The 20889-nt window shown below is 67.5% G+C and carries 23 protein-coding genes; 18 read left to right on the forward strand and 5 right to left on the reverse strand.

Going from position 1 to position 20889, the window contains the following annotated elements; translation table 11 throughout:
- Positions 1–106: 106 nt before the first annotated feature.
- The gene (gene rplS, locus B0E52_RS04010; protein ID WP_077482024.1) at positions 107–502 is read left to right on the forward strand and encodes a 50S ribosomal protein L19; all 396 of its coding nucleotides are present in this window, start codon (positions 107–109) and stop codon (positions 500–502) included.
- A gap of 93 nt (positions 503–595) precedes the next feature.
- On the opposite strand, the gene B0E52_RS04015 is transcribed toward rplS, so the two are convergent.
- A complete protein-coding gene (locus tag B0E52_RS04015; RefSeq protein ID WP_077482026.1) occupies positions 596–2638 on the reverse strand; it encodes an EAL domain-containing protein in 2043 nt (680 codons plus the stop codon).
- A gap of 129 nt (positions 2639–2767) precedes the next feature.
- The gene (gene epmB / locus B0E52_RS04020) at positions 2768–3790 is read right to left on the reverse strand and encodes an EF-P beta-lysylation protein EpmB (protein WP_077482028.1); all 1023 of its coding nucleotides are present in this window, start codon (positions 3788–3790) and stop codon (positions 2768–2770) included.
- Positions 3791–3901: 111 nt separating this feature from the next.
- On the opposite strand from epmB, the gene efp reads away from it, so the two are divergent.
- From efp to B0E52_RS04060, 8 genes are all read left to right on the forward strand, one after another.
- Entirely contained in the window at positions 3902–4471 is a 570-nt protein-coding gene (gene efp, locus B0E52_RS04025) for an elongation factor P (RefSeq protein ID WP_077482030.1), read from the forward strand.
- A 282-nt stretch (positions 4472–4753) separates the two neighbouring features.
- Entirely contained in the window at positions 4754–6085 is a 1332-nt protein-coding gene (locus tag B0E52_RS04030; RefSeq protein WP_077482032.1) for a TRZ/ATZ family hydrolase, read from the forward strand.
- A gap of 139 nt (positions 6086–6224) precedes the next feature.
- A complete protein-coding gene (locus B0E52_RS04035) occupies positions 6225–6479 on the forward strand; it encodes a YciI family protein (protein WP_077482034.1) in 255 nt (84 codons plus the stop codon).
- Positions 6480–6637: 158 nt separating this feature from the next.
- The gene (ubiG, locus tag B0E52_RS04040) at positions 6638–7342 is read left to right on the forward strand and encodes a bifunctional 2-polyprenyl-6-hydroxyphenol methylase/3-demethylubiquinol 3-O-methyltransferase UbiG (RefSeq protein ID WP_077482164.1); all 705 of its coding nucleotides are present in this window, start codon (positions 6638–6640) and stop codon (positions 7340–7342) included.
- Positions 7339–8013 carry an HAD-IA family hydrolase gene (locus B0E52_RS04045; RefSeq protein ID WP_077482036.1) on the forward strand — a complete coding sequence of 225 codons (675 nt, stop codon included), beginning with the start codon at positions 7339–7341 and terminating at the stop codon, positions 8011–8013. The genes ubiG and B0E52_RS04045 overlap by 4 nt, the downstream gene beginning before the upstream one ends.
- Positions 8010–8861, forward strand: coding sequence for a squalene/phytoene synthase family protein (locus B0E52_RS04050; RefSeq protein ID WP_077482038.1), 852 nt, complete (start codon positions 8010–8012; stop codon positions 8859–8861). Before B0E52_RS04045 ends, B0E52_RS04050 begins: the two co-directional genes overlap by 4 nt.
- Before the next feature lie 110 nt (positions 8862–8971).
- Positions 8972–9913, forward strand: a complete 942-nt coding sequence (gene folE2 / locus B0E52_RS04055; RefSeq protein ID WP_077482040.1) for a GTP cyclohydrolase FolE2 — start codon at positions 8972–8974, stop codon at positions 9911–9913.
- Between the two features lie 78 nt (positions 9914–9991).
- Positions 9992–10597, forward strand: coding sequence for a DUF1294 domain-containing protein (locus tag B0E52_RS04060; protein ID WP_077482042.1), 606 nt, complete (start codon positions 9992–9994; stop codon positions 10595–10597).
- A 39-nt stretch (positions 10598–10636) separates the two neighbouring features.
- On the opposite strand, the gene yidD is transcribed toward B0E52_RS04060, so the two are convergent.
- A complete protein-coding gene (gene yidD / locus B0E52_RS04065; protein ID WP_077482165.1) occupies positions 10637–10900 on the reverse strand; it encodes a membrane protein insertion efficiency factor YidD in 264 nt (87 codons plus the stop codon).
- Between the two features lie 124 nt (positions 10901–11024).
- Here yidD and dksA point away from each other — a divergent pair, with 124 nt between their 5' ends.
- Complete coding sequence (dksA, locus tag B0E52_RS04070) at positions 11025–12188, forward strand: RNA polymerase-binding protein DksA (RefSeq protein WP_174575537.1); 1164 nt, start codon at positions 11025–11027, stop codon at positions 12186–12188.
- Between the two features lie 171 nt (positions 12189–12359).
- Here dksA and B0E52_RS04075 read toward each other — a convergent pair whose 3' ends face one another.
- Together B0E52_RS04075 and cysS are read right to left on the reverse strand one after the other, a co-directional pair.
- Positions 12360–12806, reverse strand: a complete 447-nt coding sequence (locus B0E52_RS04075) for a SufE family protein (protein ID WP_077482046.1) — start codon at positions 12804–12806, stop codon at positions 12360–12362.
- A 45-nt stretch (positions 12807–12851) separates the two neighbouring features.
- A complete protein-coding gene (cysS, locus tag B0E52_RS04080; RefSeq protein ID WP_077482048.1) occupies positions 12852–14225 on the reverse strand; it encodes a cysteine--tRNA ligase in 1374 nt (457 codons plus the stop codon).
- A gap of 177 nt (positions 14226–14402) precedes the next feature.
- On the opposite strand from cysS, the gene B0E52_RS04085 reads away from it, so the two are divergent.
- From B0E52_RS04085 to B0E52_RS04120, 8 genes are all read left to right on the forward strand, one after another.
- Positions 14403–14954, forward strand: coding sequence for a glycine zipper 2TM domain-containing protein (locus tag B0E52_RS04085; protein WP_077482050.1), 552 nt, complete (start codon positions 14403–14405; stop codon positions 14952–14954).
- Between the two features lie 434 nt (positions 14955–15388).
- Positions 15389–16396 (forward strand): N-acetylornithine carbamoyltransferase, encoded by a 1008-nt coding sequence (locus B0E52_RS04090; RefSeq protein ID WP_077482052.1) that lies wholly within the window; start codon positions 15389–15391, stop codon positions 16394–16396.
- A gap of 7 nt (positions 16397–16403) precedes the next feature.
- Complete coding sequence (locus tag B0E52_RS04095) at positions 16404–17027, forward strand: FMN-binding negative transcriptional regulator (RefSeq protein ID WP_077482054.1); 624 nt, start codon at positions 16404–16406, stop codon at positions 17025–17027.
- Positions 17024–17497 carry an OsmC family protein gene (locus B0E52_RS04100; RefSeq protein WP_077482056.1) on the forward strand — a complete coding sequence of 158 codons (474 nt, stop codon included), beginning with the start codon at positions 17024–17026 and terminating at the stop codon, positions 17495–17497. The genes B0E52_RS04095 and B0E52_RS04100 overlap by 4 nt, the downstream gene beginning before the upstream one ends.
- A gap of 28 nt (positions 17498–17525) precedes the next feature.
- Positions 17526–18716 carry an argininosuccinate synthase gene (locus B0E52_RS04105; protein WP_077482058.1) on the forward strand — a complete coding sequence of 397 codons (1191 nt, stop codon included), beginning with the start codon at positions 17526–17528 and terminating at the stop codon, positions 18714–18716.
- Between the two features lies 1 nt (position 18717).
- Positions 18718–19224: a DinB family protein gene (locus B0E52_RS04110; protein ID WP_077482060.1), complete on the forward strand. Its 507-nt coding sequence runs from the start codon at positions 18718–18720 to the stop codon at positions 19222–19224.
- On the forward strand, positions 19221–19661 hold the full coding sequence (locus B0E52_RS04115) for a GNAT family N-acetyltransferase (protein WP_077482062.1): 441 nt from the start codon (positions 19221–19223) through the stop codon (positions 19659–19661). Before B0E52_RS04110 ends, B0E52_RS04115 begins: the two co-directional genes overlap by 4 nt.
- The gene (locus B0E52_RS04120) at positions 19658–20887 is read left to right on the forward strand and encodes an acetylornithine deacetylase (protein ID WP_077482064.1); all 1230 of its coding nucleotides are present in this window, start codon (positions 19658–19660) and stop codon (positions 20885–20887) included. Before B0E52_RS04115 ends, B0E52_RS04120 begins: the two co-directional genes overlap by 4 nt.
- The last annotated feature ends 2 nt before the right edge of the window (positions 20888–20889 follow it).

Here is a 20889-nt window from a genome sequence, read left to right on the forward strand (position 1 = left end):
TTGATTCTCGCGATCAGGGACGATCGCAAAAACTAACCATCGCGGTGAAGGATGGCCGCTGACAGAACCACCGCGGCACGGAACGTCGCAAACCACTGAGGTCGCCATGAACAAGATCATCCAGCAGTTCGAAGCCGAGCAGATCACCCGTCCCTTGCCGGAGTTCGGCGCCGGCGACACCGTGGTGGTCAACGTCAAGGTGAAGGAAGGCAATCGCGAGCGCGTGCAGGCTTTCGAGGGCATCGTCATCGCCAAGCGCAACCGTGGCCTGCATTCGGCCTTCACCGTGCGCAAGATTTCGCACGGCACCGGCGTGGAGCGCGTGTTCCAGGCGCACAGCCCGGCGATCGACTCGGTCGAGGTGAAGCGCAAGGGCAAGGTGCGCGGCGCCAAGCTGTACTACCTGCGTGGCCTGGAAGGCAAGGCTGCCCGCATCAAGGAAGACATCGCCGCCGCCGCCGCGATCAAGGCCGCGAACAAGGCTGCCGCCAGCGCCGAGTAAGCGCGAGCGTTTGTTCCGGAGCAAACAGAAAACCCGCGGAGCGATCCGCGGGTTTTTCGTTGTGTCGGTGCAGGGGCCGGCAGCGGGCGGCGTTCAATCCAGCCGCTGCGGCACCTGCAGGAAGTTGCCCTGCACGAAGTCCACGCCCGCGGCGAACAGCAGCGAGGTGCTGGTGGCGTCCTCGACCCATTCGGCGATGGTCTGCTTCTTCAGCGAGCGCGCCTGCTGGCAGAGTTCGGCCACCTTCTTCTGGTTTTCGGGATGCTGCGGCAGGTCGGCCATGTAGCTGCGGTCGATCTTCAGATAATCCGCGTCGATGTGGTTGAGCAACTGGAACGAGTTGAGGCCCGAGCCGAACTGTTCCAGCGCGAAACGGCCGCCGAGCTTCTTCCACGCCGTGACGAACTCCTGCGCGGGGCGCAGCAGGGTCATCACCTTGCTCTCGGTCATCTCCAGCACCAGCCGGCCACGCTTGAGTCCGGCCTGGCCGAGGCGTTCGCCCAGCCACTTCAGCAGGCTGGCATCCTCCAGCGAAGCGGCGGTGAGCTTGACGAAGAACGTGGTCGGTTGGCCCAGGCTCTCGCGCTGCTGCAGCGCCTTGATGGTCTGGTCGAGCACCCAGCGGTCGACCGCGCCGGTGAGGCCGTGCTTCTCGGCGATCGGCATGAAGAAGCCCGGCAGCACCTCGCCCTGTGGGCCGTTCATGCGCAGCAGGATTTCCGAGTAGTCGCCCTCGGCGTCCTGCAGGCTGATCGTCTGCTGGTGGTAGAGCATCAGGCCCTCGCCCTCCAGCGCCTTGCCCAGCAGGTCCAGCCAGTAGCGTTCGCGCTCCTCGTCGGCCTTCTCGCGCGCGGCGGGGTCGTGCAGCTCGACCTGGCTGCTGCCCAGGCTCTGCGCCGTGCGCAGCGCCTGGCTGGCCTGGTTGAGCAGCAGCTCGGTATTGGCGTTCTTCTCGCCGAGCAGGCTGCCGCCGGCGCTGGCGGTGACGGTGATCGAGCGCGCGCCGGCGTCGAAGATCTCGCTGCCGATACCGTGCTGCAGCTTGGCGATCCATTCGCGGATCGCCTCGTCCGCGCGGGGGGCGAGGATCACGCCCAGGGTGTGTTCGGCCAGCATGCCGGCGACGTCGTCGGCGCCCAGCAGCATGCGGACGCGGTCGGAGAAACCGGCCAGCAACTCGTCGGCCTTGGCCAGGCCGATGCTGTTCACCAGCACGGTCCAGTTGTCCGGCTCGATCAACAGCAGCGACTGGCCCTTCTTGCCCTTGGCGGCGTCGATCACCGCATGGTCGATGCATTCGAGCATGTGCGTGCGGTTGTACAGGCCGGTGACCGGGTCGCGCTGCAGCTGCTCCAGCGCCGCCGGGTCGACCAGCTGGCGGCGGAACACGATCTGCAGGCAGGGCTCGCCCTCGAACGTGGCCGGGGCGAATTCCACGGTGGCGTCGAACGGGCTGCCGTCGGCACGGCGGGCGCGCAGGCTTACCTGGTTCGGCAGCTTCTCTTGGCGGGTGTGGCCGCGCAGCAGGTTCTTGAATTCGTCCACGTCGGCGGCGTCGATCATGTCCAGGATCGGCATGCCGAGCAGGTCGTCGAAGCTTTCGTGGCCGAAGGTCTCCAGGTAGGCCAGGTTCGCACGCACGTGCACACCCTCGTGCACATAGGTGATGGCGTCGCGGGAGGAGTCCAGCAGGGCGTCGCAGCGGCGCTCCAGCTCGCGCTGCGTGGCTTCCAGCCGGCGCAGCTGGCGCCGGGTCTGCAAGGCCTCGAATTCGCGCCGCAGCACCGCCAGCAACTGCCCCGGCATGCCGCGCGCGGCAACGCCGTGCACGCCCTGCTCGAACAGCTCGGCCACTTCGCGGTTGTCCAGCGAGCCGACCAGGCCGAGCAGGGAGTAGTCGCTGCCGTGGGCGTCGAGCATGCGCACCACCTCGGGCAGGGCGACCGCGCCATTGGCGGGATCGAACATCACCAGGTCCGGTTCCAGCTCGGCCAGCGCCGCCTGCACCTGGTCCGCGGCGGTGGCGCGTGCCGGGCGCACCGCGATGCCGGTGTTCCGCAGCAGGCTGATGATCTGCTCCGCCTCCTCGACCGAGTGCTCGATGAAGAGAATCCTGATGACGAAATCTTTTTTCATGGGCTGCCGTGTTGCGGGAAGCAATGAAGGCCGCTCGCCTTCCGGGCGAGACGATGTACAGGCTTGGTTGTAACGGATTGGCGGCGGAACTGCCAGCGGACGGCCAAACGGGCGTGACCGGCCACCGGTTTACAACGGACGCTTGGACGGGTCGCCGCCCACCTCGCGCACCAGCTTCGGCACCAGGTAGCCGGGCAGACGGGCGCGCAGCGCACCCAGCAATGCCAGCGCGCGGGCGTCATCCACCTCGAAGTGTGCGGCGCCCTGCACCCGATCGAGCTGGTGCAGGTAGTAGGGCAGCACGCCGGCGGCGAACATCCGCTCGGACAGCGCGGCCAGCGTCTCGACGTCATCGTTCACGCCGCGCAGCAGCACCGATTGGTTCAGTAAGGTGGCCCCGGCCGCGCGCAGGCGCGCGCAGGCGGCATCCACGCCGGCGTCGAACTCGTTCGCGTGATTCGCGTGCAGCACCACTACCTTCTGCAGCGGCAGCGCGGTCAGCCAGATCGTGAAGGCCTCGTCGATGCGCTCGGGCAGCACCACCGGCAGCCGGCTGTGGATGCGCAGGCGGGCGACGTGCGGGAGGTCGGTCAGGCCGCGCGACAGCTCTTCCAGCTTGGGCGTGGACAGCGCCAGAGGATCGCCGCCGGAGAGGATCAGCTCGCTGATCGACGGGTCGTTGCGCAGGTGCTCCAGTGCCCGCCGCCACTGGCCGGCGGCGGCCATTTCCTCGCCGTAGGGGAAATGCCGACGGAAGCAGTAGCGGCAGTTGATCGCGCAGCTGCCGCTGGCGATCAGCAGGGCGCGGCCGTGGTACTTGTGCAGCACGCCCTGCGCCCCGCGGGCCGCCAGGTCGCCCACCGCGTCGGTCGCGAAACCGGGCGCCTCGTCCAGCTCGGCCAGCTGCGGCAATACCTGCAGCAGCAGCGGGTCGCGTGGGTCGCCGCGGCGCATCCGCGCCACGAAGCCGCGCGGCACGCGCAGGGCGAAGCCCGCGTCCGCCGGCGGCAGCTGCGCGGCGAGCGGCGACAGGCCCAGCAGGGCGAGCAGTTCGGACGCCTCGGTGACGGCCTCGCGCCACGGTTGCCGCCAGTCACCGAGCGACGCGCCGGGGGCGGGTGTAATGCGTGCGCCGGGGGTTGCGGTTATCATGTGTGGCCTTGTCCGGGCCGTACCGGACCCTCGAGCCGTCCATTCTAGCCGCGTGTCGCGGCACGGGGGCGTCGTTCGGGCCCCGACCATTCACCTCCTGGAGTTCACTGCATGGCCACCGCTGGTCTCAACGACGTCAAGAAGGGCATGAAGATCCTTCACAACAACGATCCGTGGATCATCACCGAAGCCGAGTTCATCAAGCCCGGCAAGGGCCAGGCGTTCACCCGCATCTTCATCCGCAACCTGAAGACCGGTCGCACCTCCGAGCAGACGATGAAGTCCAGCGACTCCTACGAGGTCGCCGACGTCACCGACACCGACATGCAGTACCTGTACTCCGACGGCGAGTTCTGGCACTTCATGCAGCAGGAGACCTTCGAGCAGCACCAGGCCGGCAAGGCCGGCATGGGCGACGCGGCGAAGTGGCTGAAGGGCGAGGAAGAGTGTGTGGTCACCCTGTTCAACGGCGAGATCATCGCGGTGCAGGCGCCGAACTTCGTCGAGCTGAAGATCACCGAGACCGATCCCGGCGTGCGCGGCGACACTTCCGGCGGCGGCGGCAAGCCGGCCACGCTGGAAACCGGCGCCGTGGTGCGCGTGCCGCTGTTCGTGGGTTCGGACGAGACGATCAAGGTCGACACCCGCACCGGCGAATACGTCAGCCGCGTCGGCAAGTGACGCATTGGCCCGCGCGCTTGCGCGCGGCTTGCCAATGCGTCATCCCTGCGCAGGCCGGACTGCGGAGGCAGGATGCCGAAGCGAACGCCGAAGGCGGCCCGAAGGGCGGATGGCAGGAGCCATCCGTCATCCAGTGAAGTACTCGTGCGAAGCACGCAACGCCCGCTTCGCACGATCACACGAAAGTCGCTGGATTCCGGCCTTCGCCGGAATGACGAGCTTGGAGGGCGGCGCCGCAAGGTAAGCCGCCCTTTGCATATCCGAATCACGGAACCGATTGTCATGAGCGATACCCAGCCCCAACCCATCGACCTCCTGATCGAAGCCCGCTGGATCGTCCCGGTGGAACCGCACGCCGTGGTGCTGGAAGACCACGCGGTGGCGGTGACCGGCGACCGCATCGTCGCGGTGCTGCCGATCGCCGCGGCGCGTGCAACCTACGCGCCGCGCGAAACCGTGCGCCTGCCCGAGCACGCGCTGATCCCCGGCCTGGTCAACGCCCACACGCACAACCCGATGACCCTGTTGCGCGGCTTGGCCGACGACCTGCCGTTGATGGTGTGGCTGCAGCAGCACATCTGGCCCGCCGAGGCCAAGGTGATCGGCCCGGAGTTCGTGCGCGACGGCGTGGAGCTGGCGGTGGCCGAGATGCTGCGCGGCGGCACCACCTGCGCCAATGAGAACTACTTCTTCCCCGACGCGATCGGCGCCACCTACCGGAAGCTCGGCTTCCGCGCCGTGGTGGGCCTGCCGGTGATCGAGTTCCCCACCGCCTGGGCGAAGTCGCAGGACGAATACTTCGAGCGCGCCAGCGAAGTGCATGACAGCTTCCGCGGCGACGCGCTGGTGTCCACCGCGTTCGCGCCACACGCGCCATACACCGTTTCGGACGAGAGCTTCGCGCGCATCCGCGTGCTGGCCGACCAGCTCGACATCCCGGTACACCTGCACCTGCACGAGACCGCGCACGAGGTCGAGGAAGAAAAGGCCAAGAGCGGCCTGCGTCCGTTCCAGCGCCTGCAGAAGCTGGGTCTGGTCAACGACCGGCTGATCGCCGTGCACATGACTCAGCTCACCGACGGCGAGGTCGCCGCCTGCGCCGAGGCCGGCGTATCGGTGGTGCATTGCCCCGAGTCCAACCTCAAGCTCGCCTCCGGCTTCTGTCCGGCGGAGAAGTTGCGCAAGGCGGGCGTGAATCTCGCCATCGGCACCGACGGCTGCGCGTCCAACAACGACCTCGACATGTTCGGCGAACTGCGCACTGCGGCGCTGCTGGCCAAGGCGGTGGCGAACGATGCCGCCGCCTTCGATGCCGCCAGCGCGCTGCGCGCGGCCACGCTGGGCAGCGCGAAGGCGATGGGCCTGGACGCGAAGATCGGCTCCATCGAGGCCGGCAAGCAGGCCGATCTCGCCGCCGTGCGCTTGTCGGATCTGGAAACCCAGCCGCTGTACCACGTGGCTTCGCAGCTGGCCTATGCCGCTGGTCGCCACCAGGTCAGCGACGTGTGGATCGCCGGCCGTCGGAAGCTCGCCGCGCGCGAGCTGGTGGACATGGACGTGGCCGGCATCCTTGCCCGCGCGCACGCCTGGCGCGAGCGCATCGCGGAGCGTTGATGGGCGCGCTCATCCGTGAGTGCGAAGTTCAAGAAGCGGCCGTCCTTGGACGCACTTTTCCGTGGTATTTGCACTCGTCCATGAGTGCGAAGTTCAAGAAGCGGCCGTCCTTGGACGCACTTTTCAATGGGTTCTCGCCATGCACCGCTACCTCGTTCTTCTCAGGCGTCGCCCGCAGCTCGATCCCGAGGTCGTGCCGCTGCACCGGCAGTTCCTTGATGAACTGCGCGCGCAGGGGCGCAACGAAATGAACGGCCCGTTCGGCGACAAGTCCGGCGGCGCCTACCTGCTGCGCGCCACATCGATCGACGAGGCTATGGCCATCGTCCAGCGCGACCCCGCGCACACCAGCGGCGGCTGGGACATCACGGTGCACGAATGGCTGGTGGATTAGCTTTTGCGCTCATCCGTGAACGCGAAGACCAGGAAGCAGCCGTCCTCGGCCGCACTTTCAGTTGGATTTTTGCGTTCCTCCATGAACGCGAAGATCAAGAAGCGGCCATCCATGGCCGCACTATTCAATAAACTCACGTATTCCCCGTGGACACGAACATGACCACCGCCAACGTCAGCCCCGCCGAGATCGCCCGCTTCGACCAGCTGGCCGCGCGCTGGTGGGATCCGGACGGCGAATCGCGCCCACTGCACGACCTCAATCCCGTGCGCGCCGCCTACGTCGCCGCGCGAGTGGATCTGCGCGGCGCGAAGGTGGCCGACGTGGGCTGCGGCGGCGGCCTGCTCAGCGAGGCGCTGGCGCGCGCAGGTGCCCTAGTCACCGGCATCGACCTGGGCCTCAAGGTGATCGAGATCGCGCGCCTGCACCTGCACGAATCCGGCCTCAAGGTGGACTACCGCAAGCAGTCTTCGGCCGAGCTGGCGCAGGCCGAGCCGGCGGCGTTCGATGCGGTGTGCTGCATGGAGCTGATCGAGCACGTGCCCGACCCCGCCGCGCTGGTGCACGATCTTGCCGCCATGCTGAAACCCGGCGGCCGGTTGTTCCTGTCTACGCTCAACCGCACGCCGGCCGCGTTCGGCGCGGCCATCCTCGGCGCGGAATACCTGATGCGCCTGCTGCCGCGCGGCACCCATCACTATGCGCAATTCCTCAAGCCTTCCGAGCTGGCGCGCCTGCTGCGCCACGCGGGGCTGGAGCTGGAGGACGTCGGCGGCCTCGGCTACAACCCGCTCAGCCGCAAGGCATGGCTGAGCCGCATCACCGCGGTGAACTACATCCTCTGCGCCAGGAAGCCCGCATGAAGCCGATGCCCGGCGACGTGCAAGCGGTGCTGTTCGACCTCGACGGCACCCTGCTCGACAGCGCCGTCGATCTCTACGCGGCCCTGCAGATGTACTGCGACGAGGTGGGTGCCGCGGTGCCACCGTATGCGGTGGTGCGCGAGGTGGTGTCGCGCGGCGGCCGCGCGATCCTGCGCTGCGCCTTCGCCGAGGACGACACGGCGCTGCAGCTGCGCATGCCGCGTTACCTGGACATCTATGCGGACATCATGGCGCGGCACACGCGCCCGTTCGACGGCATCGAGCCGTTGCTGGCGGCGCTGGAAGCCGCCGAGCTGTGTTGGGGCATCGTCACCAACAAGCCCGGCTTCCTCACCGAGGAACTGATCAAGCGCATCGACTGGGACCTGCGCGCCAGCGCCGTGGTCTGCGGCGATACGCTGCCGGTGAAGAAACCCGATCCCGCCCCGGTGCTGCTGGCTTGCGAACACGCCGGCGTCGAGCCCGCGCGTTGCGTGTTCGTGGGCGACGATGCGCGCGACGTCGAGGCCGGCCGCGCCGCCGGCCTGTACACGGTGGCGGTGCGCTGGGGTTATCTCGACGGCGGCGACCCGGCCAGCTGGGGTGCCGACGCGGTGATCGACCACCCGCGCCAGCTGGCCGAACTGCTGAAGCTGCCGGTGACGGCGTGAGCGAGCTTGCGCTCTCCCACGGCGCGCTGCAGAGCTACGTCGACAAGTGGCTGGCGGTGCAGCCGGCGCAGCGCGTGGCGCTGGCGTTCGTCGATCCGGCGAAATACCCCGGCCACATCGCGCTGGCCGCGCTGGAGCAGGAACTGCTGTCCGCCGCCTACGGCATCCGCGAGCCGCAGGTGGCGCTGGGCAAGCTCAACTGGTGGGCCGAGGAGCTGTCCGGCGCCGCCGCCAGCGGTGGCCGGCACCCGCTGAGCCAGGTGCTGTTCGACGACGAGCGCGCCCACGCCGTGCCTGCCGAACGCTGGCTGGCGCCGGTGCTGGCCGCGATGGCGCAGCTGGAGGAGGGCACGGCCGCGGATTTCCCCGCTCAGCTCGCCGCCGCCGGTTCCTTGCACGGCGCACTGGCCACGCTGGAAACCGCTTGGTGGTACGGCGGCGAGGCGGCGCCGGAGCGCGCCACGCGCGTGGCCGTGCTCGGCCATCTGTTGTACACGCTGCGCCGGTTGGAGGACGACGCCGAGCGCGATCGCCTGCCATTGCCGATGGCGCGGCTGGCCCGCTACGGACTCGCCCGCACCGGCCTGCGCCAGCGCAGCGCGGCGCGCGACGAGGCGGTCAAGGCGCAGTTGACCGACCTGCAATCGGCCTGGCGTGAATCGGCGCGCCTGCCCGGGCCGCTCAGCGTGTTCCGCGCGGTGGAATCGCGCGAGGCCGAACGCCTGTTGAGCCGCGCCCGCGGCGCGGACGACCCGCTGGCCGTGCTGCAGCAGGGCGGGCAGGGCGGTTTCGGCACGACCTTCACGGCCTGGCGCGCGGCACGGCGTTGGCACGTCGCGACGGATTGAGCACGGCGGAACGCAGCGTTTCACCGCCGTCGACTGTTGCAATGCGGCAGGCTGGCCCAAAATAGGCAGCTTCGACGGCGGCCACGCCGCGCCGTTTCACGAGTACACCCATGCACAGCCATGAAAACACCACCCGCCTGATGCCCGATGTCGCCAGCCAGGCGCAGCCGCATCTGCGCGGCGCGCTGGACTGGGTGGGCATGGACGGCATCGAGGTGCCGGTGCGTTTCGATGCCGGCGACGGCGAGGTACAACGCGCCAATGCCCAGGTCGGCGCTTTCGTCAACCTGGTGCATCCGGACAAACGCGGCATCCACATGTCGCGGCTGTACCTGCTGGTCGACCACCATCTCGGCACGCAGCCGTTGAGCGCGGCGATGCTGGAAAACCTGCTGCGCGCCTTCCTCGAATCGCACGCCGGCCTGTCCGACCACGCCCGTCTCAGCATTCGCTTCGACGCGCTGGTGCGCCGCAACGCCCTGCGCAGCGGCCACAGCGGCTGGCGCAGCTACCCGGTGTCGGTCGAGGCCAGCCTCGGTCCCGACGGCTTCCGGCTGGAGCTGGGCACCGAGGTGGTCTATTCCTCCACCTGTCCCGCGTCCGCCGCGCTGTCGCGCCAGCTGATCCAGGAGCAGTTCGCGCAGGACTTCGACGCGGCGAACCCTGTCGACCATGCCGCCGTGCTGGCCTGGCTGGGCAGCGAGAAGGGCATCGTCGCCACCCCGCACGCGCAACGCAGCGTGGCGCGGCTGCTGGTGCTCCTGAAGGATGGCGTGCCGTTCGACCTGATCGACACGCTCGACCGCGTGGAGCAGGCGCTGGGCACGCCGGTGCAGACCGCGGTGAAGCGCGAGGACGAACAGGCCTTCGCGCTCGCCAACGGCGGCAACCTGATGTTCTGCGAAGACGCTGCACGCCGCATCCAGCGCGCGCTCGACGCCGACGAGCGCCTCGCCGATTTCCACGTGCGCGTGGAACACCAGGAAAGCCTGCACCCGCACGATGCGGTGGCCTACGCCAGCAAGGGCGTGCCGGGTGGCTTCGGCGCCTGATGGCCCATCAGGCGAGAGGTTGTTTGACCCTACAGTACTCTATGTTGCCGCTTCAAACGGGTTCCGGAGGAAGGGCTCATGCGTTTTCAGGGACGGGTGATCGAGTGGAACGATGAGCGTGGCTACGGCCAAATCGTCACCCACGGTGACCAGCAACGCATCTTTCTGCACATCAAGTATTTCGCTGCCGGCCGTACGCGTCGGCCGAAGGTCGACGACATCCTTACATATGCCGTGGTTGCGGGGGAGCGCGGGCGTCCGCGTGCCGATGCTGTCGCCTTTGCTGCGACCAAGCCGGGCCGCGGAGCGGGTGCCCAGTTGTCGAAAGGATCGGTGCTTCCGGTGTGGGGAGTGACTTTGTTCGTTGCCGTCCTGTTTGCGATGGCATGGCAAGAGCGCGTGCCTTGGCTTGTTCTGGCAGCTTATGGCGCGATGAGCACAGTGACATTTCTTGTGTATTGGCGGGATAAGCGTGCGGCGCAAGAGGGTCGTTGGCGAACACCGGAAAGCACGTTGCAGGGCTTGGCTTTGCTTTGCGGCTGGCCGGGAGCCTGGTTGGCCCAGGGGCGACTGCGGCACAAGAGCAGCAAGCGCCCGTTCCTGGCGATGTTCTGGGCGATGGTCGCGTGCAACATCGCGGGCTTGCTTTGGCTTGCTCCGCGCTTGGCCGGAATGTTTTCCTGAAGCGGGGCCAAGAGGATACTTGTGGCGTGGCCTGAGGCCTCAACGGGTGTGGCGCGAGTCCTCACGACAGCGGCAGCGTGCGAAGCGGAAGCGTTCGGGCACCGGGTCTGCCCCCCCTTCGCACAACGGCTGGCAGCGCAGCAGGCGCCAGCCGGTGAGCAGGCAGCCACGCCATGGACCGAAGCGCGTGACCGCGACCCGTGCATAATCGGAGCAACTGGGGTAGAAACGACAACGCTGCCCCAAGAGAGGGCTGAGCCAGCGTTTGTAGAGGCGCAGCAGAAACAGCAGGAATCGGGTCAGGGCATTCACGTTGCCGGAACAGTTGGTCGCCGGTAGTGTTGCCAGTATCCCAGAAGCCGGCTTGCCGGTGTAGGACACATGGGCTATAACACCCGGCCGCCACGGCCAAAAATGGTGAAGGAATATGGCGAAAACCACGCGCAGTTCGACCACCGCCAAGGCTGGCAAGGGGAAGGCGTCCGCACGATCGGGTAACGCCGCCGCCAAGGCGAAAGCCGCTAGTGCGCGGACCGCGAAGGCCGGCGTGAAGGCTCCCGTGAAGAAAGCCGCCGCGGGGAAGCCTGTCGCGAAGAAGGCAGCCAAGCCCGCCGCGAAGAAGCCCGTGGTGAAGAAGGCGCCGGCCAGGAAGGCGGCGCCGGCGAGCAAGCCAGCTGCGAAGAAGCCCGCCAAGCCGGTCGCGAAGAAGCCGGCAAGCGCGAAGGCGGCCAAACCCGCGGCGAAGAAGCCGGCGGCCAAGCCGGTCGTCGCGCACAAGGCGGCCAAGCCCGCGCCGAAGCCGGTGGCGAAGAAGGTCGCCAAGCCGGTAGCCAAGCCACCGGTAGCCAAGCCCACTGCGAAGCCGGTAGCCAAACCGGCGGCGAAGCCGGTGGCAGTCGCCAAGCCGGCCAAGGGCAAGCCCGTCGCTTCGCAGCCGGCCGTCGCGCCGGCCAAGGCGGCGCCTGTCGAGAAGAAACCCTCCCCGCCCGCCGCCTCGCCGTTCAAGGGCAAGGTGGCGAGCGCCACGGCCATGGTGTTGCCGCGCAATGCGAACGCCACGGCTCATGCATCCCACAAGCCATCGAAGAACACGTCGTCCTCAATGAACAAACAGGCTGCAAAAATCCTAGACAACGGCGTCACCCGCGAAGACGGGCGTTACGCCTTGCCCGCCACCACCCAGATCGCGTTGCCCAAGGGCTACCGTCCCTCCAGCAAGGAGGAGTACATGAACCCGATGCATCTGGCCTACTTCCGCAACAAGCTGCGCGACTGGCGCGACCAGCTGGTCGAGGAGTCGCGCCAGACCATGGACAACCTGCGCGACGAGGTGCGCGACGTGGGCGACGAGGCCGAGCGCGCCACCCGCGAGACCGAGAACTCGCTGGAGCTTCGTACCCGCGACCGCTACCGCAAGCTGATCTCCAAGATCGACAAGGCGCTGCGTCGCATCGAGGAAGGCAGCTACGGCTACTGCGAGGAAACCGACGAGGAGATCGGCGTGGATCGCCTCGACGCCCGTCCCATCGCAACCCTGTCGCTGGATGCGCAGGAGCGTCGCGAGCATCTGCAGAAGCAGATGGGGGATTAAGCGCGGTTCTTTTGCGCTCCTCCGTGAGCGCAAAGATCAAGCCGGCATCCGTGCCGGACTGTTCAACAAAAAGCCCCGCTTCAAGCGGGGCTTTTTGTGAGGGAATGAGGAGTGGGGGAGGGCGGGGTCGCAGCACGCCGCTGCTCTTCCTGACTGCTCGCTCCTCTCCACTCACTTCTCGGCTTGAGCTGCCGCGGCGGCGTAACCCTTCAGCTTCGCCAGCATCGCCGCCAGTCCGTTCGAACGGGTGGGCGAAAGGTGCTTGGCCAAGCCAATGGCCTGGATGAAATCCGGTTCGGTGGCCACGATTTCGGTGGCGGGGCGGTCGGAGTACACGCGCAGCACCAAGGCAATCAGGCCCGAGACGATGGCCGAGTCGCTGGCTGCCGCGAAGTGCATGCGGGCGACATCACCGCTGGGCACCAGCCACACCATCGACTGGCAGCCGTGCACGCGCCAGGCCTCGGTCTTGCATTCCTCCGGGAACGGCGGCAACTGCCTGCCGAGGTCGATCAGGTACTGGTAGCGTTCGCTCCACTCGCTGAAGTAGGCGAACTCCTCGGCGATCTCGCGTTGCGCCTCGTCGGCGCTGGTGGTGCTCGTGACGGTGTCGTTCATGCGTGCATTATCGCGCGCCTGCCGGCACGGCGCGAAATGGCGCGTTCATGCCTTGGCCACGCTCCAGCGCGTGCCTTGCGCGCCGTCCTCGATCGCCACGCCCATCGCGGCGAGCTCGGCGCGGATCGCATCGGCGCGAGCGAAGTCGCGGGCGGCGCGGGCAGCGCGGCGCTCCTCCAGCAGGGCTTCCACCCGCGCGGCATCGACCGCGGCACCGCCGGCCTGCTTGAACCAGGCCTCCGGGTCCTGCTGCAGCAGGCCCAGCAAGGCACCGCCGCCGAGCAGGGCGGCCTTGGCGACCGGCGTGCCGGACTGGCGCGCCGCATCGGCCAGCACGGACAGTTCGGCCAGCGCCTGCGGGGTGTTGAGGTCGTCGCACAGCGCAGCTTCGACCTTTTCGGGCACTGGCAGGGGGGCCGTATCCACCGCAACGTCGGCCAGTTCGCGCAGCACGCGATACCAGCCGTCCAGCGTGCTCACCGACTGCGCGATCGCGGCGTCGGACCAGTCCAGCGGCTGGCGGTAGTGCCCGCTCATCAGGCGCAGGCGCAGCGCCTCGGCGGGATGGTGCTTGAGCAACTCGTGCAACTGCAGCACGTTGCCCAGCGACTTCGACATCTTGCGGCCGTCGAAGGTGAGCATGCCGTTGTGCAGCCACCAGCGCGCGAAGAGCTTGCCGCCGTGGGCACAGGTGGACTGGGCGACCTCGTTCTCGTGATGGGGAAACAGCAGGTCGTTGCCGCCGGCGTGGATGTCGATGGTCTCGCCCAGGTGCTTCTCGGCCATCGCCGAGCACTCGATGTGCCAGCCGGGGCGGCCGCGGCCCCAGGGGCTGTCCCAGCCGGGCAGTTCCGGCGTGGAGGGCTTCCACAGCACGAAGTCGGCGGGGTTCTTCTTGTACGGGGCCACTTCCACGCGGGCGCCGGCGATCATCTCCTCGGTGTCGCGACCTGAGAGCTTGCCGTAGTCGGGGTAACTGGCCACGTTGAACAGCACGTGGCATTCCGCCGCATAGGCGTGGCCGTCGACGATCAAACGCTCGATCATCGCGACGATCGGGTCGATGTGCGCGGTGGCGCAGGGCTCCGCGTCGGGCGGTGCGATGCCCAGCCTGGCCATGTCCTCGCGGTAGGCGGCGGTGAACTTGCCGGTGATCGCCTCGATGCCCACGCCCTGTTCCAGCGCGGCGGTATTGATCTTGTCGTCCACGTCGGTGATGTTGCGGGCGTAGACCACGTTCGGGTAATGCCGGCGCAGCAGCTTGGCCAGCACGTCGAACACCACCGGGCCGCGCGCGTTGCCAATGTGCACGTAGTTGTAGACCGTAGGCCCGCACACGTACATCGTCACCCGGTTCGGGTCGAGCGGTTCGAACGGCTCGGCGCGGCGGGTGCGGCTGTTGTAGAGCGAAATCGGCATCGTCGGGGTCCGGGCGGTGACGGCGGAAGCGGGCCAGCCGTGCATATTAACAAGGTGTAAGCGGCGCGGCGGCAAGGCGTCGCACCCGAGGAATTCTAAGCCGCGATTCAGTGTCCATTTGCTGCAATCGGTCATGCGCCGAAGTTGCGCCTGAAACACCCTACGGGAGTTCGCGAAATGCCCAAGTTTCTCCTTGTCACGCTGGCCTTGGCGCTGGCCGTCGCCACTGGCGCCCAGGCGCAGGACGCGCGTTATCCAGGGCCGCCACCGGGGGCGCCTCCGCAGGACGACAACGCCCACTACGGCTGGGCCGACGTGTTGCGGGTCGACCCGGTTTACGGCGTCACCCAGACGACCGTGCCGCGCCAGCAGTGCTACGACCAGCAGGTGGTGCAGCGGGATCCGGGCAACAGCACGGCCGGCACCATCCTTGGCGCGGTGGTGGGCGGTGTGCTGGGCAGTACCATTGGCAAGGGCGACGGCCGCAAGGCGGCCACCGTAGTCGGTGCGGTGGCCGGCGGTGCGGTGGGCAACCGGGTGTCCGACCATGGCGGCAGCTACGAAACCACCCAGACCCGTTGCCGCGAGGTCAGCACGGTCAGCGAGCAGCGCCAGATCATGGGCTACGACGTGGAATACCGCTATCGCGGCGAGGTCTACGAGTCGCGCCTGAACTACGACCCCGGCGAGCGCCTGCGCGTGCGGGTGAGCGTGACCCCCGCCGATTGATCGTGCGACTGCCTCGAAGATGCGACGCCGCCTCCGGGCGGCGTCTTCGTTTTGGTGTCGTGCAACGGCATGTTGCATGGCAGCGAAAATCCCGTCATGATGGCGCCTCGCCCGACTGGAACCCCCATGTCCACAGCCGTCTATACCGCCAATGTCCTGACCAGCGCCCGCATGGCTGCTGGCATGACGTCGCGTGCGCGCCGACCGCTGGACGAACATCCGGTCGGGTAGACTGTCGCGCGCGTTTCTATAGTGTATCGACGACAAAACCCGGCCATCGTGCCGGGTTTTTTGTTTTGGGTTTGGTTCCACGCGGGTCCATCCGCAAAACCCCGGCCATCCATGGCCGGACTTTTCACAAAAGCGCGGTTCCATCCACGAGAAGCGAAACCGGCCATCCGCGGCCGGACTTTCAACCAAGAGCGATCTCACCCATGACCATTCGCCACTTCCTCACCACCCAGGACTGGAGCCGCGCCGAGATCGACGCGCTGCTGGAACAGGCCGCCGCGTTCAAGCGTTCGCCCGCCGGCACGCAGCTGGCCGGCAAGTCGGTGGCGCTGTTGTTCTTCAACCCCTCGATGCGCACCCGCACCAGCTTCGAGCTCGGCGCGTTCCAACTGGGCGGTCACGCGGTGGTGCTGGCGCCGGGCAAGGACGCGTGGCCGATCGAGTTCGAGGTGGGCGCGGTGATGGACGGCGATACCGAGGAGCATGTGGCCGAAGTGGCGCGCGTGCTCAGCCGCTACGTGGACCTGATCTGCGTGCGTGCGTTTCCGAAGTTCCAGGACTGGACGGTGGATCGCCAGGACAAGGTCATCAAGGCGTTCGCGCAGTACGCCACGGTGCCTGTCATCAACATGGAGACGATCACCCATCCCTGCCAGGAATTGGCGCATGCGCTGGCCATGCAGGATCGCCTTGGCGATCTGCATAAAAAGAAATACGTACTGACATGGACGTATCACCCGAAGCCCTTGAACACCGCGGTGGCCAATTCCGCGCTGCTGATCGCAACGAAGATGGGCATGGACGTGACCCTGCTGTGCCCCACGCCCGACTACGTGCTGGACGATCGCTACATGGCCTTCGGCCGCGCGAATGCCGAAGCCAACGGCGGCTCGCTCACGGTCAGCCATGACATCGAGGAAGCCTACAGCGGCGCCGACGTGGTCTATGCCAAGAGCTGGGGCGCGTTGCCGTACTTCGGCCAGTGGGAGCAGGAAAAGCCCATCCGTGATGCGCACAAGCACTTCATCGTGGACGAGCCGAAGATGGCGCTGACCAACAAAGGGCTCTTCAGCCACTGCTTGCCGTTGCGCCGCAACGTCAAGGCCACCGACGCGGTGATGGATGCGCCGTACTGCTTCGCCATCGACGAGGCCGAGAACCGCCTGCACGTGCAGAAGGCGGTGATGGCAGCGCTGGCGGGACAGGGCTGAGCCTTCCATGTATACGCCCAAGCACTTCGCCGAAATGCGCGTGGAAGTCCTGCGCGGGCTGATCCGCGACTGTCCGTTCGCCACCGTGGTGTCGAACGGTGCGGACGGCCTCGCCGCCAACCACCTGCCGTTCGAGCTGGTGGGCAACGCGTTGCATGGCCACGTGGCGCGGGGCAACGAGCTGGCGCGACTCGACGGCGCCGAGGTACTGGTGGTCTTCCGCGGCCCGGATGGTTACATCAGCCCGAACTGGTATCCGACCAAGCAGGAGACGCATCGCGAAGTGCCCACCTGGAACTACGCGGTGGCGCACGTGCACGGGAGACTGAAGGTGCTCGAGGATGCGGCGTGGCTGCGCGCCCTGCTGGAGCGCCTCACCGACCGCCATGAAGCCACCGAGCCGCAGCCCTGGCGCATCGACGATGCGCCCGTGGATCACGTCGAAAAAATGCTGCACGCGATCGTCGGCATCGAGATCGCCATCGAGCGCATCGAAGGCAAGTTCAAGCTCAGCCAGAACCACCCGGAGCGCAACCGCCTCGGCGTGATCGCCGGCCTGCGCCGCCGCGATGGCGATGGCGACGCGGAACTCGCCAGCCTGATGGCCCTGCAGGAGGAATCGAAGGCATGAACCACTCGCATCGCTACCGCGTCGACGTGGTCTGGACCGGCAACCGCGGCAGCGGCACCGACGGCTACCGCAACTACAGCCGCAACCATGTGATCCGCATACCCGGCAAGCCGGACCTTGCCGGTTCGTCCGACCCCACCTTCCGCGGCGACGCCACGAAGCACAACCCGGAAGACATGCTGGTGGCGGCGCTCTCCGCGTGCCACATGCTGTCCTACCTGCACATGGCCACCGTGGCGGGCGTGGTGGTCGTGGCCTACGACGACGCGGCCGAAGGCACGATGGTCACCGAAGGCGATGGCGGCCGCTTCACCGAGGTCGTGTTGCGTCCGGTCGTCACCATTCACGCCGACAGCGATCCCGGCAAGGCGCTGGCCGCGCACGAGACGGCGCACCACGCCTGCTTCATCGCCAATTCCGTGAATTTTCCGGTGCGCTGCGAGCCGCGCATCGTCGTTTCCTCCGACTGACATCTGCCCCGACCAGGATTCGCAAGCCATGAGCAAAGACATCGTCCTCGCCTTCTCCGGCGGCCTCGACACCAGTTTCTGCGTGCCCTACCTCAAGGAACGCGGCTGGGCCGTGCACACCGTGTTCGCCGACACCGGCGGGGTGGATGCCGAAGAACGCGCCTTCATCGAAGCGCGCGCCAAGGAGCTGGGCGTGGCCAGCCACGTCACCGTCGACGGCGGTCCGGCGATCTGGGCGGGTTTCGTGAAGCCCTTCGTGTGGGCGGGCGAGGGCTACCAGGGCCAGTACCCGCTGCTGGTGTCCGACCGCTACCTGATCGTGGAGGCTGCGCTCAAGCGCGCCGCCGAACTCGGCACGCGCGCCATCGCGCACGGCTGTACCGGCATGGGCAACGACCAGGTGCGCTTCGACCTCACGGTGAAGTCGCTGGGTGACTACGAGATCGTGGCGCCGATCCGCGAGATCCAGAAGGAGCACACCCAGACGCGCGCCTACGAGCAGAAGTTCCTGGAGGAGCGCGGCTTCGGCGTGCGCGCCAAGCAGCAGGCCTACACCATCAACGAGAACCTGCTCGGCGTCACCATGTCCGGCGGCGAGATCGACAAGTGGGAAGCCCCGGGCGAGGGTGCGCGCGGCTGGTGCAAGCCGCGCGCCGAGTGGCCGACGGCGCCGCTGCGCGTGCAGCTCGGCTTCGAGAACGGCGAGGCCGTGTCGCTGGACGGCGAGAAGCTCGCCGGCCACCAGCTGCTGGCGAAGCTCAATGCGCTGTTCGCGCCGTACGGCGTGGGCCGCGGCCTCTACACCGGCGACACCACCATCGGCCTCAAGGGCCGCATCATCTTCGAGGCGCCGGGCCTGATTTCGCTGCTCGCCGCGCACCGCGCGCTGGAAGAGGCCGTGCTCAGCAAGCAGCAGAACCGCTTCAAGCCCGAGGTGGCGCGCAAGTGGGTGGAGGTGGTATACGAGGGCTTCTTCCACGACCCGTTGAAGACCGACCTGGAAGCCTTCCTCGCCTCCAGCCAGTCCACCGTCAATGGCGTGGTCACGCTGGAGACGAACGGCGGCACGGTCGACGCGGTGGCCGTCGAGTCGAAGCACATCCTCAATGCCAAGGGCGCCACCTACGCACAGTCGGCCGATTGGGGCGTGGCCGAGGCCGAGGGCTTCATCAAGCTGTTCGGCATGAGCAGCACACTGTGGGCCGAGGTCAACCGCTGACATGTTCGCGCCCCTGTTCGCGTACAAGGCGTGGGCAAACGCCAGCATGCTGGAGGCCATCCTCGCCATCGACGGCGAGCGCTTCCCCGAGCAACGGCTCAAGGCCATCCGCGTGATGAACCACACCTACGTGGTGGATCGGATCTTCGCGGCGCATCTGCTGGGTGAAACGAATCCGTACGCCGCCACCAATACCGAGGAAACGCCGGAGCTTGCGGCTTTGGCGGAAAGCATCCGCACAAGCGATGCCTGGCTGGCCGGCTATGCGCGCGAGCTGCCGGCGGAACGCCTGGGCGAACGCCTCCGCTTCCGTTTCACCGATGGCAACGCGGGCGAGATGTCGCGTGCCGAAATGCTGCAGCACTTGATCGTGCATGGCGCGTACCACCGGGGCGCGGTCGGGCAGATCCTCGATGCCTTGTCGCTGCCGCGTCCCGCCGACACGATCAACGTCTATCTGCACGAGGCGGAGCCGTCGCGCCGCGAACACGGAGGTGCCGCCCGATGAGCGCCTTGCAGGTCAGCACGGACAAGGATCGGCTCGACGTCGAACAGATCCACCGTTTCCTCGCCACCGAAGCCTACTGGAGCCGCGGCATCCCGCGCGAGACGGTGGAACGGGCCATCGCCGGTTCGCTGTGCTTCGGCGGCTATGTCGATGGACGACAGGTGGCGTTCGCGCGCGTGGTCACCGATGGCGCCACGTTTGCCTACCTGGCGGACGTGTTCGTGCTGCCGGAGCATCGCGGGCAAGGCCATTCCAAGGCGCTGATGGCGGTGGTGATGGCACACCCGCAACTGCAGGGGTTGCGCCGTTTCAGCCTGGCCACCGGCGACGCGCACGGCCTGTATGCCGGCTTTGGTTTCACCGCGCCCGCGCGGCCGCAGTACCTGATGGAAAAGCTCGATCAGGACATTTACACGAGAGCATCAGGCCAGCCATGAACCCGTTGCTGCAATCCACCCTGGAACACCTCAAGGCGCTGGTGTCGTTCGATACCCGCAACCCGCCACGCGCGATCACCACGGGCGGCATCTTCGACTACATCCGCGCGCAGTTGCCCGGCTTCGACATCGCGATGACCGACCATGGTGCCGGTGCGATAAGCCTGCACGCGGTACGCGGCGCGCCGAAGCTGCTGTTCAACGTGCATCTGGACACGGTGCCCGATTCGCCGGCGTGGACGGCCAACCCGCACGAGCTGCGTGTGACGGTGGACCGCGCGATCGGCCTCGGCGCCTGCGACATCAAGGGTGCGGCCGCGGCGCTGCTCGCGGTGGCGAACGCCAGTGAAGGCGACATGGCGTTGCTGTTCACCACCGACGAGGAAGCGAACGATCCGCGTTGCATCGCCGGGTTCTTGCGCGATTTCCCCCCGCTTCCTCCGGGAGAGGGTCGAGGTACGGGCGAAGCCGTGCCCCTCGCTTCGGCCGTACCCTCTCCCCCAACCCCTCTCCCGAAGGGAGAGGGGAGTTATCAGGCGGTGATCGTCGCGGAGCCGACCAAGGGCGAAGCCGTGCTGGCCCATCGCGGCATCCAGTCGGTGCTGATGCGTTTCGCCGGCCATGCCGGCCATGCCTCGGGCGAACAGCAGCCCGGCGACAGCGCGCTGCACCAGGCGGTGCGCTGGGGCGATGCGGCGCTGGATTTCGTGGCGGCTCAGGCGCACGAGCGCTTCGGTGGGCTCACCGGGCTGCGCTTCAACATCGGCCGCATCGAAGGCGGCATCAAGGCCAACATGATCGCGCCCAGCGCCGAAGTGCGCTTCGGCATGCGGCCCTTGCCGACGATGCATCCCGACGGCCTGCTGGAACGTTTCCGCACGCTGATCGAACCCGCGCCGGCGCATTTCGAGGAAACCTTTCGCGGCCCCTCGCTGCCGGCGGGCGACACCGCCACCGCCGAAGTGCGTCGACTCGCCGCGCGCGACCTTGCCGACGAGCTGGAGATTCCCGTGGGCAACGCGGTGGACTTCTGGACCGAGGCCTCGCTGTTCTCCGCCGCCGGCTACACCGCCTTCGTCTACGGCCCCGGCGACATCGCCCAGGCGCACACCGCCGACGAGTGGGTGGCGCTCGCCCAGCTGCAGCATTACGTAGAAGTGATTTTTCGCCTCATTGAAAAGTGCGGCCAGGGACGGGCGCCTTTCGACTCTCGCGCTCACGGATGAAC

It is taken from the genome of Rhodanobacter sp. C06 (assembly GCF_002001105.1).
Lineage (GTDB): Bacteria > Pseudomonadota > Gammaproteobacteria > Xanthomonadales > Rhodanobacteraceae > Rhodanobacter_A.

Excerpts from the sequence above, each read along its gene's own strand:
- B0E52_RS04085 (WP_077482050.1), top strand. The coding sequence starts at position 14,403 with ATGCCCAAGTTTCTCCTTGTCACGCTGGCCTTGGCGCTGGCCGTCGCC.
- B0E52_RS04035 (WP_077482034.1), top strand. The coding sequence starts at position 6,225 with ATGCACCGCTACCTCGTTCTTCTCAGGCGTCGCCCGCAGCTCGATCCC.
- B0E52_RS04100 (WP_077482056.1), top strand. The coding sequence starts at position 17,024 with ATGAACCACTCGCATCGCTACCGCGTCGACGTGGTCTGGACCGGCAAC.
- B0E52_RS04115 (WP_077482062.1), top strand. The coding sequence starts at position 19,221 with ATGAGCGCCTTGCAGGTCAGCACGGACAAGGATCGGCTCGACGTCGAA.
- dksA (WP_174575537.1), top strand. The coding sequence starts at position 11,025 with ATGGCGAAAACCACGCGCAGTTCGACCACCGCCAAGGCTGGCAAGGGG.
- efp (WP_077482030.1), top strand. The coding sequence starts at position 3,902 with ATGGCCACCGCTGGTCTCAACGACGTCAAGAAGGGCATGAAGATCCTT.
- B0E52_RS04015 (WP_077482026.1), bottom strand. The coding sequence starts at position 2,638 with ATGAAAAAAGATTTCGTCATCAGGATTCTCTTCATCGAGCACTCGGTC.
- B0E52_RS04090 (WP_077482052.1), top strand. The coding sequence starts at position 15,389 with ATGACCATTCGCCACTTCCTCACCACCCAGGACTGGAGCCGCGCCGAG.
- B0E52_RS04045 (WP_077482036.1), top strand. The coding sequence starts at position 7,339 with ATGAAGCCGATGCCCGGCGACGTGCAAGCGGTGCTGTTCGACCTCGAC.
- B0E52_RS04030 (WP_077482032.1), top strand. The coding sequence starts at position 4,754 with ATGAGCGATACCCAGCCCCAACCCATCGACCTCCTGATCGAAGCCCGC.
- rplS (WP_077482024.1), top strand. The coding sequence starts at position 107 with ATGAACAAGATCATCCAGCAGTTCGAAGCCGAGCAGATCACCCGTCCC.
- B0E52_RS04110 (WP_077482060.1), top strand. The coding sequence starts at position 18,718 with ATGTTCGCGCCCCTGTTCGCGTACAAGGCGTGGGCAAACGCCAGCATG.
- folE2 (WP_077482040.1), top strand. The coding sequence starts at position 8,972 with ATGCACAGCCATGAAAACACCACCCGCCTGATGCCCGATGTCGCCAGC.
- B0E52_RS04105 (WP_077482058.1), top strand. The coding sequence starts at position 17,526 with ATGAGCAAAGACATCGTCCTCGCCTTCTCCGGCGGCCTCGACACCAGT.
- epmB (WP_077482028.1), bottom strand. The coding sequence starts at position 3,790 with ATGATAACCGCAACCCCCGGCGCACGCATTACACCCGCCCCCGGCGCG.
- ubiG (WP_077482164.1), top strand. The coding sequence starts at position 6,638 with ATGACCACCGCCAACGTCAGCCCCGCCGAGATCGCCCGCTTCGACCAG.
- B0E52_RS04095 (WP_077482054.1), top strand. The coding sequence starts at position 16,404 with ATGTATACGCCCAAGCACTTCGCCGAAATGCGCGTGGAAGTCCTGCGC.
- B0E52_RS04120 (WP_077482064.1), top strand. The coding sequence starts at position 19,658 with ATGAACCCGTTGCTGCAATCCACCCTGGAACACCTCAAGGCGCTGGTG.
- B0E52_RS04075 (WP_077482046.1), bottom strand. The coding sequence starts at position 12,806 with ATGAACGACACCGTCACGAGCACCACCAGCGCCGACGAGGCGCAACGC.
- B0E52_RS04060 (WP_077482042.1), top strand. The coding sequence starts at position 9,992 with ATGCGTTTTCAGGGACGGGTGATCGAGTGGAACGATGAGCGTGGCTAC.
- cysS (WP_077482048.1), bottom strand. The coding sequence starts at position 14,225 with ATGCCGATTTCGCTCTACAACAGCCGCACCCGCCGCGCCGAGCCGTTC.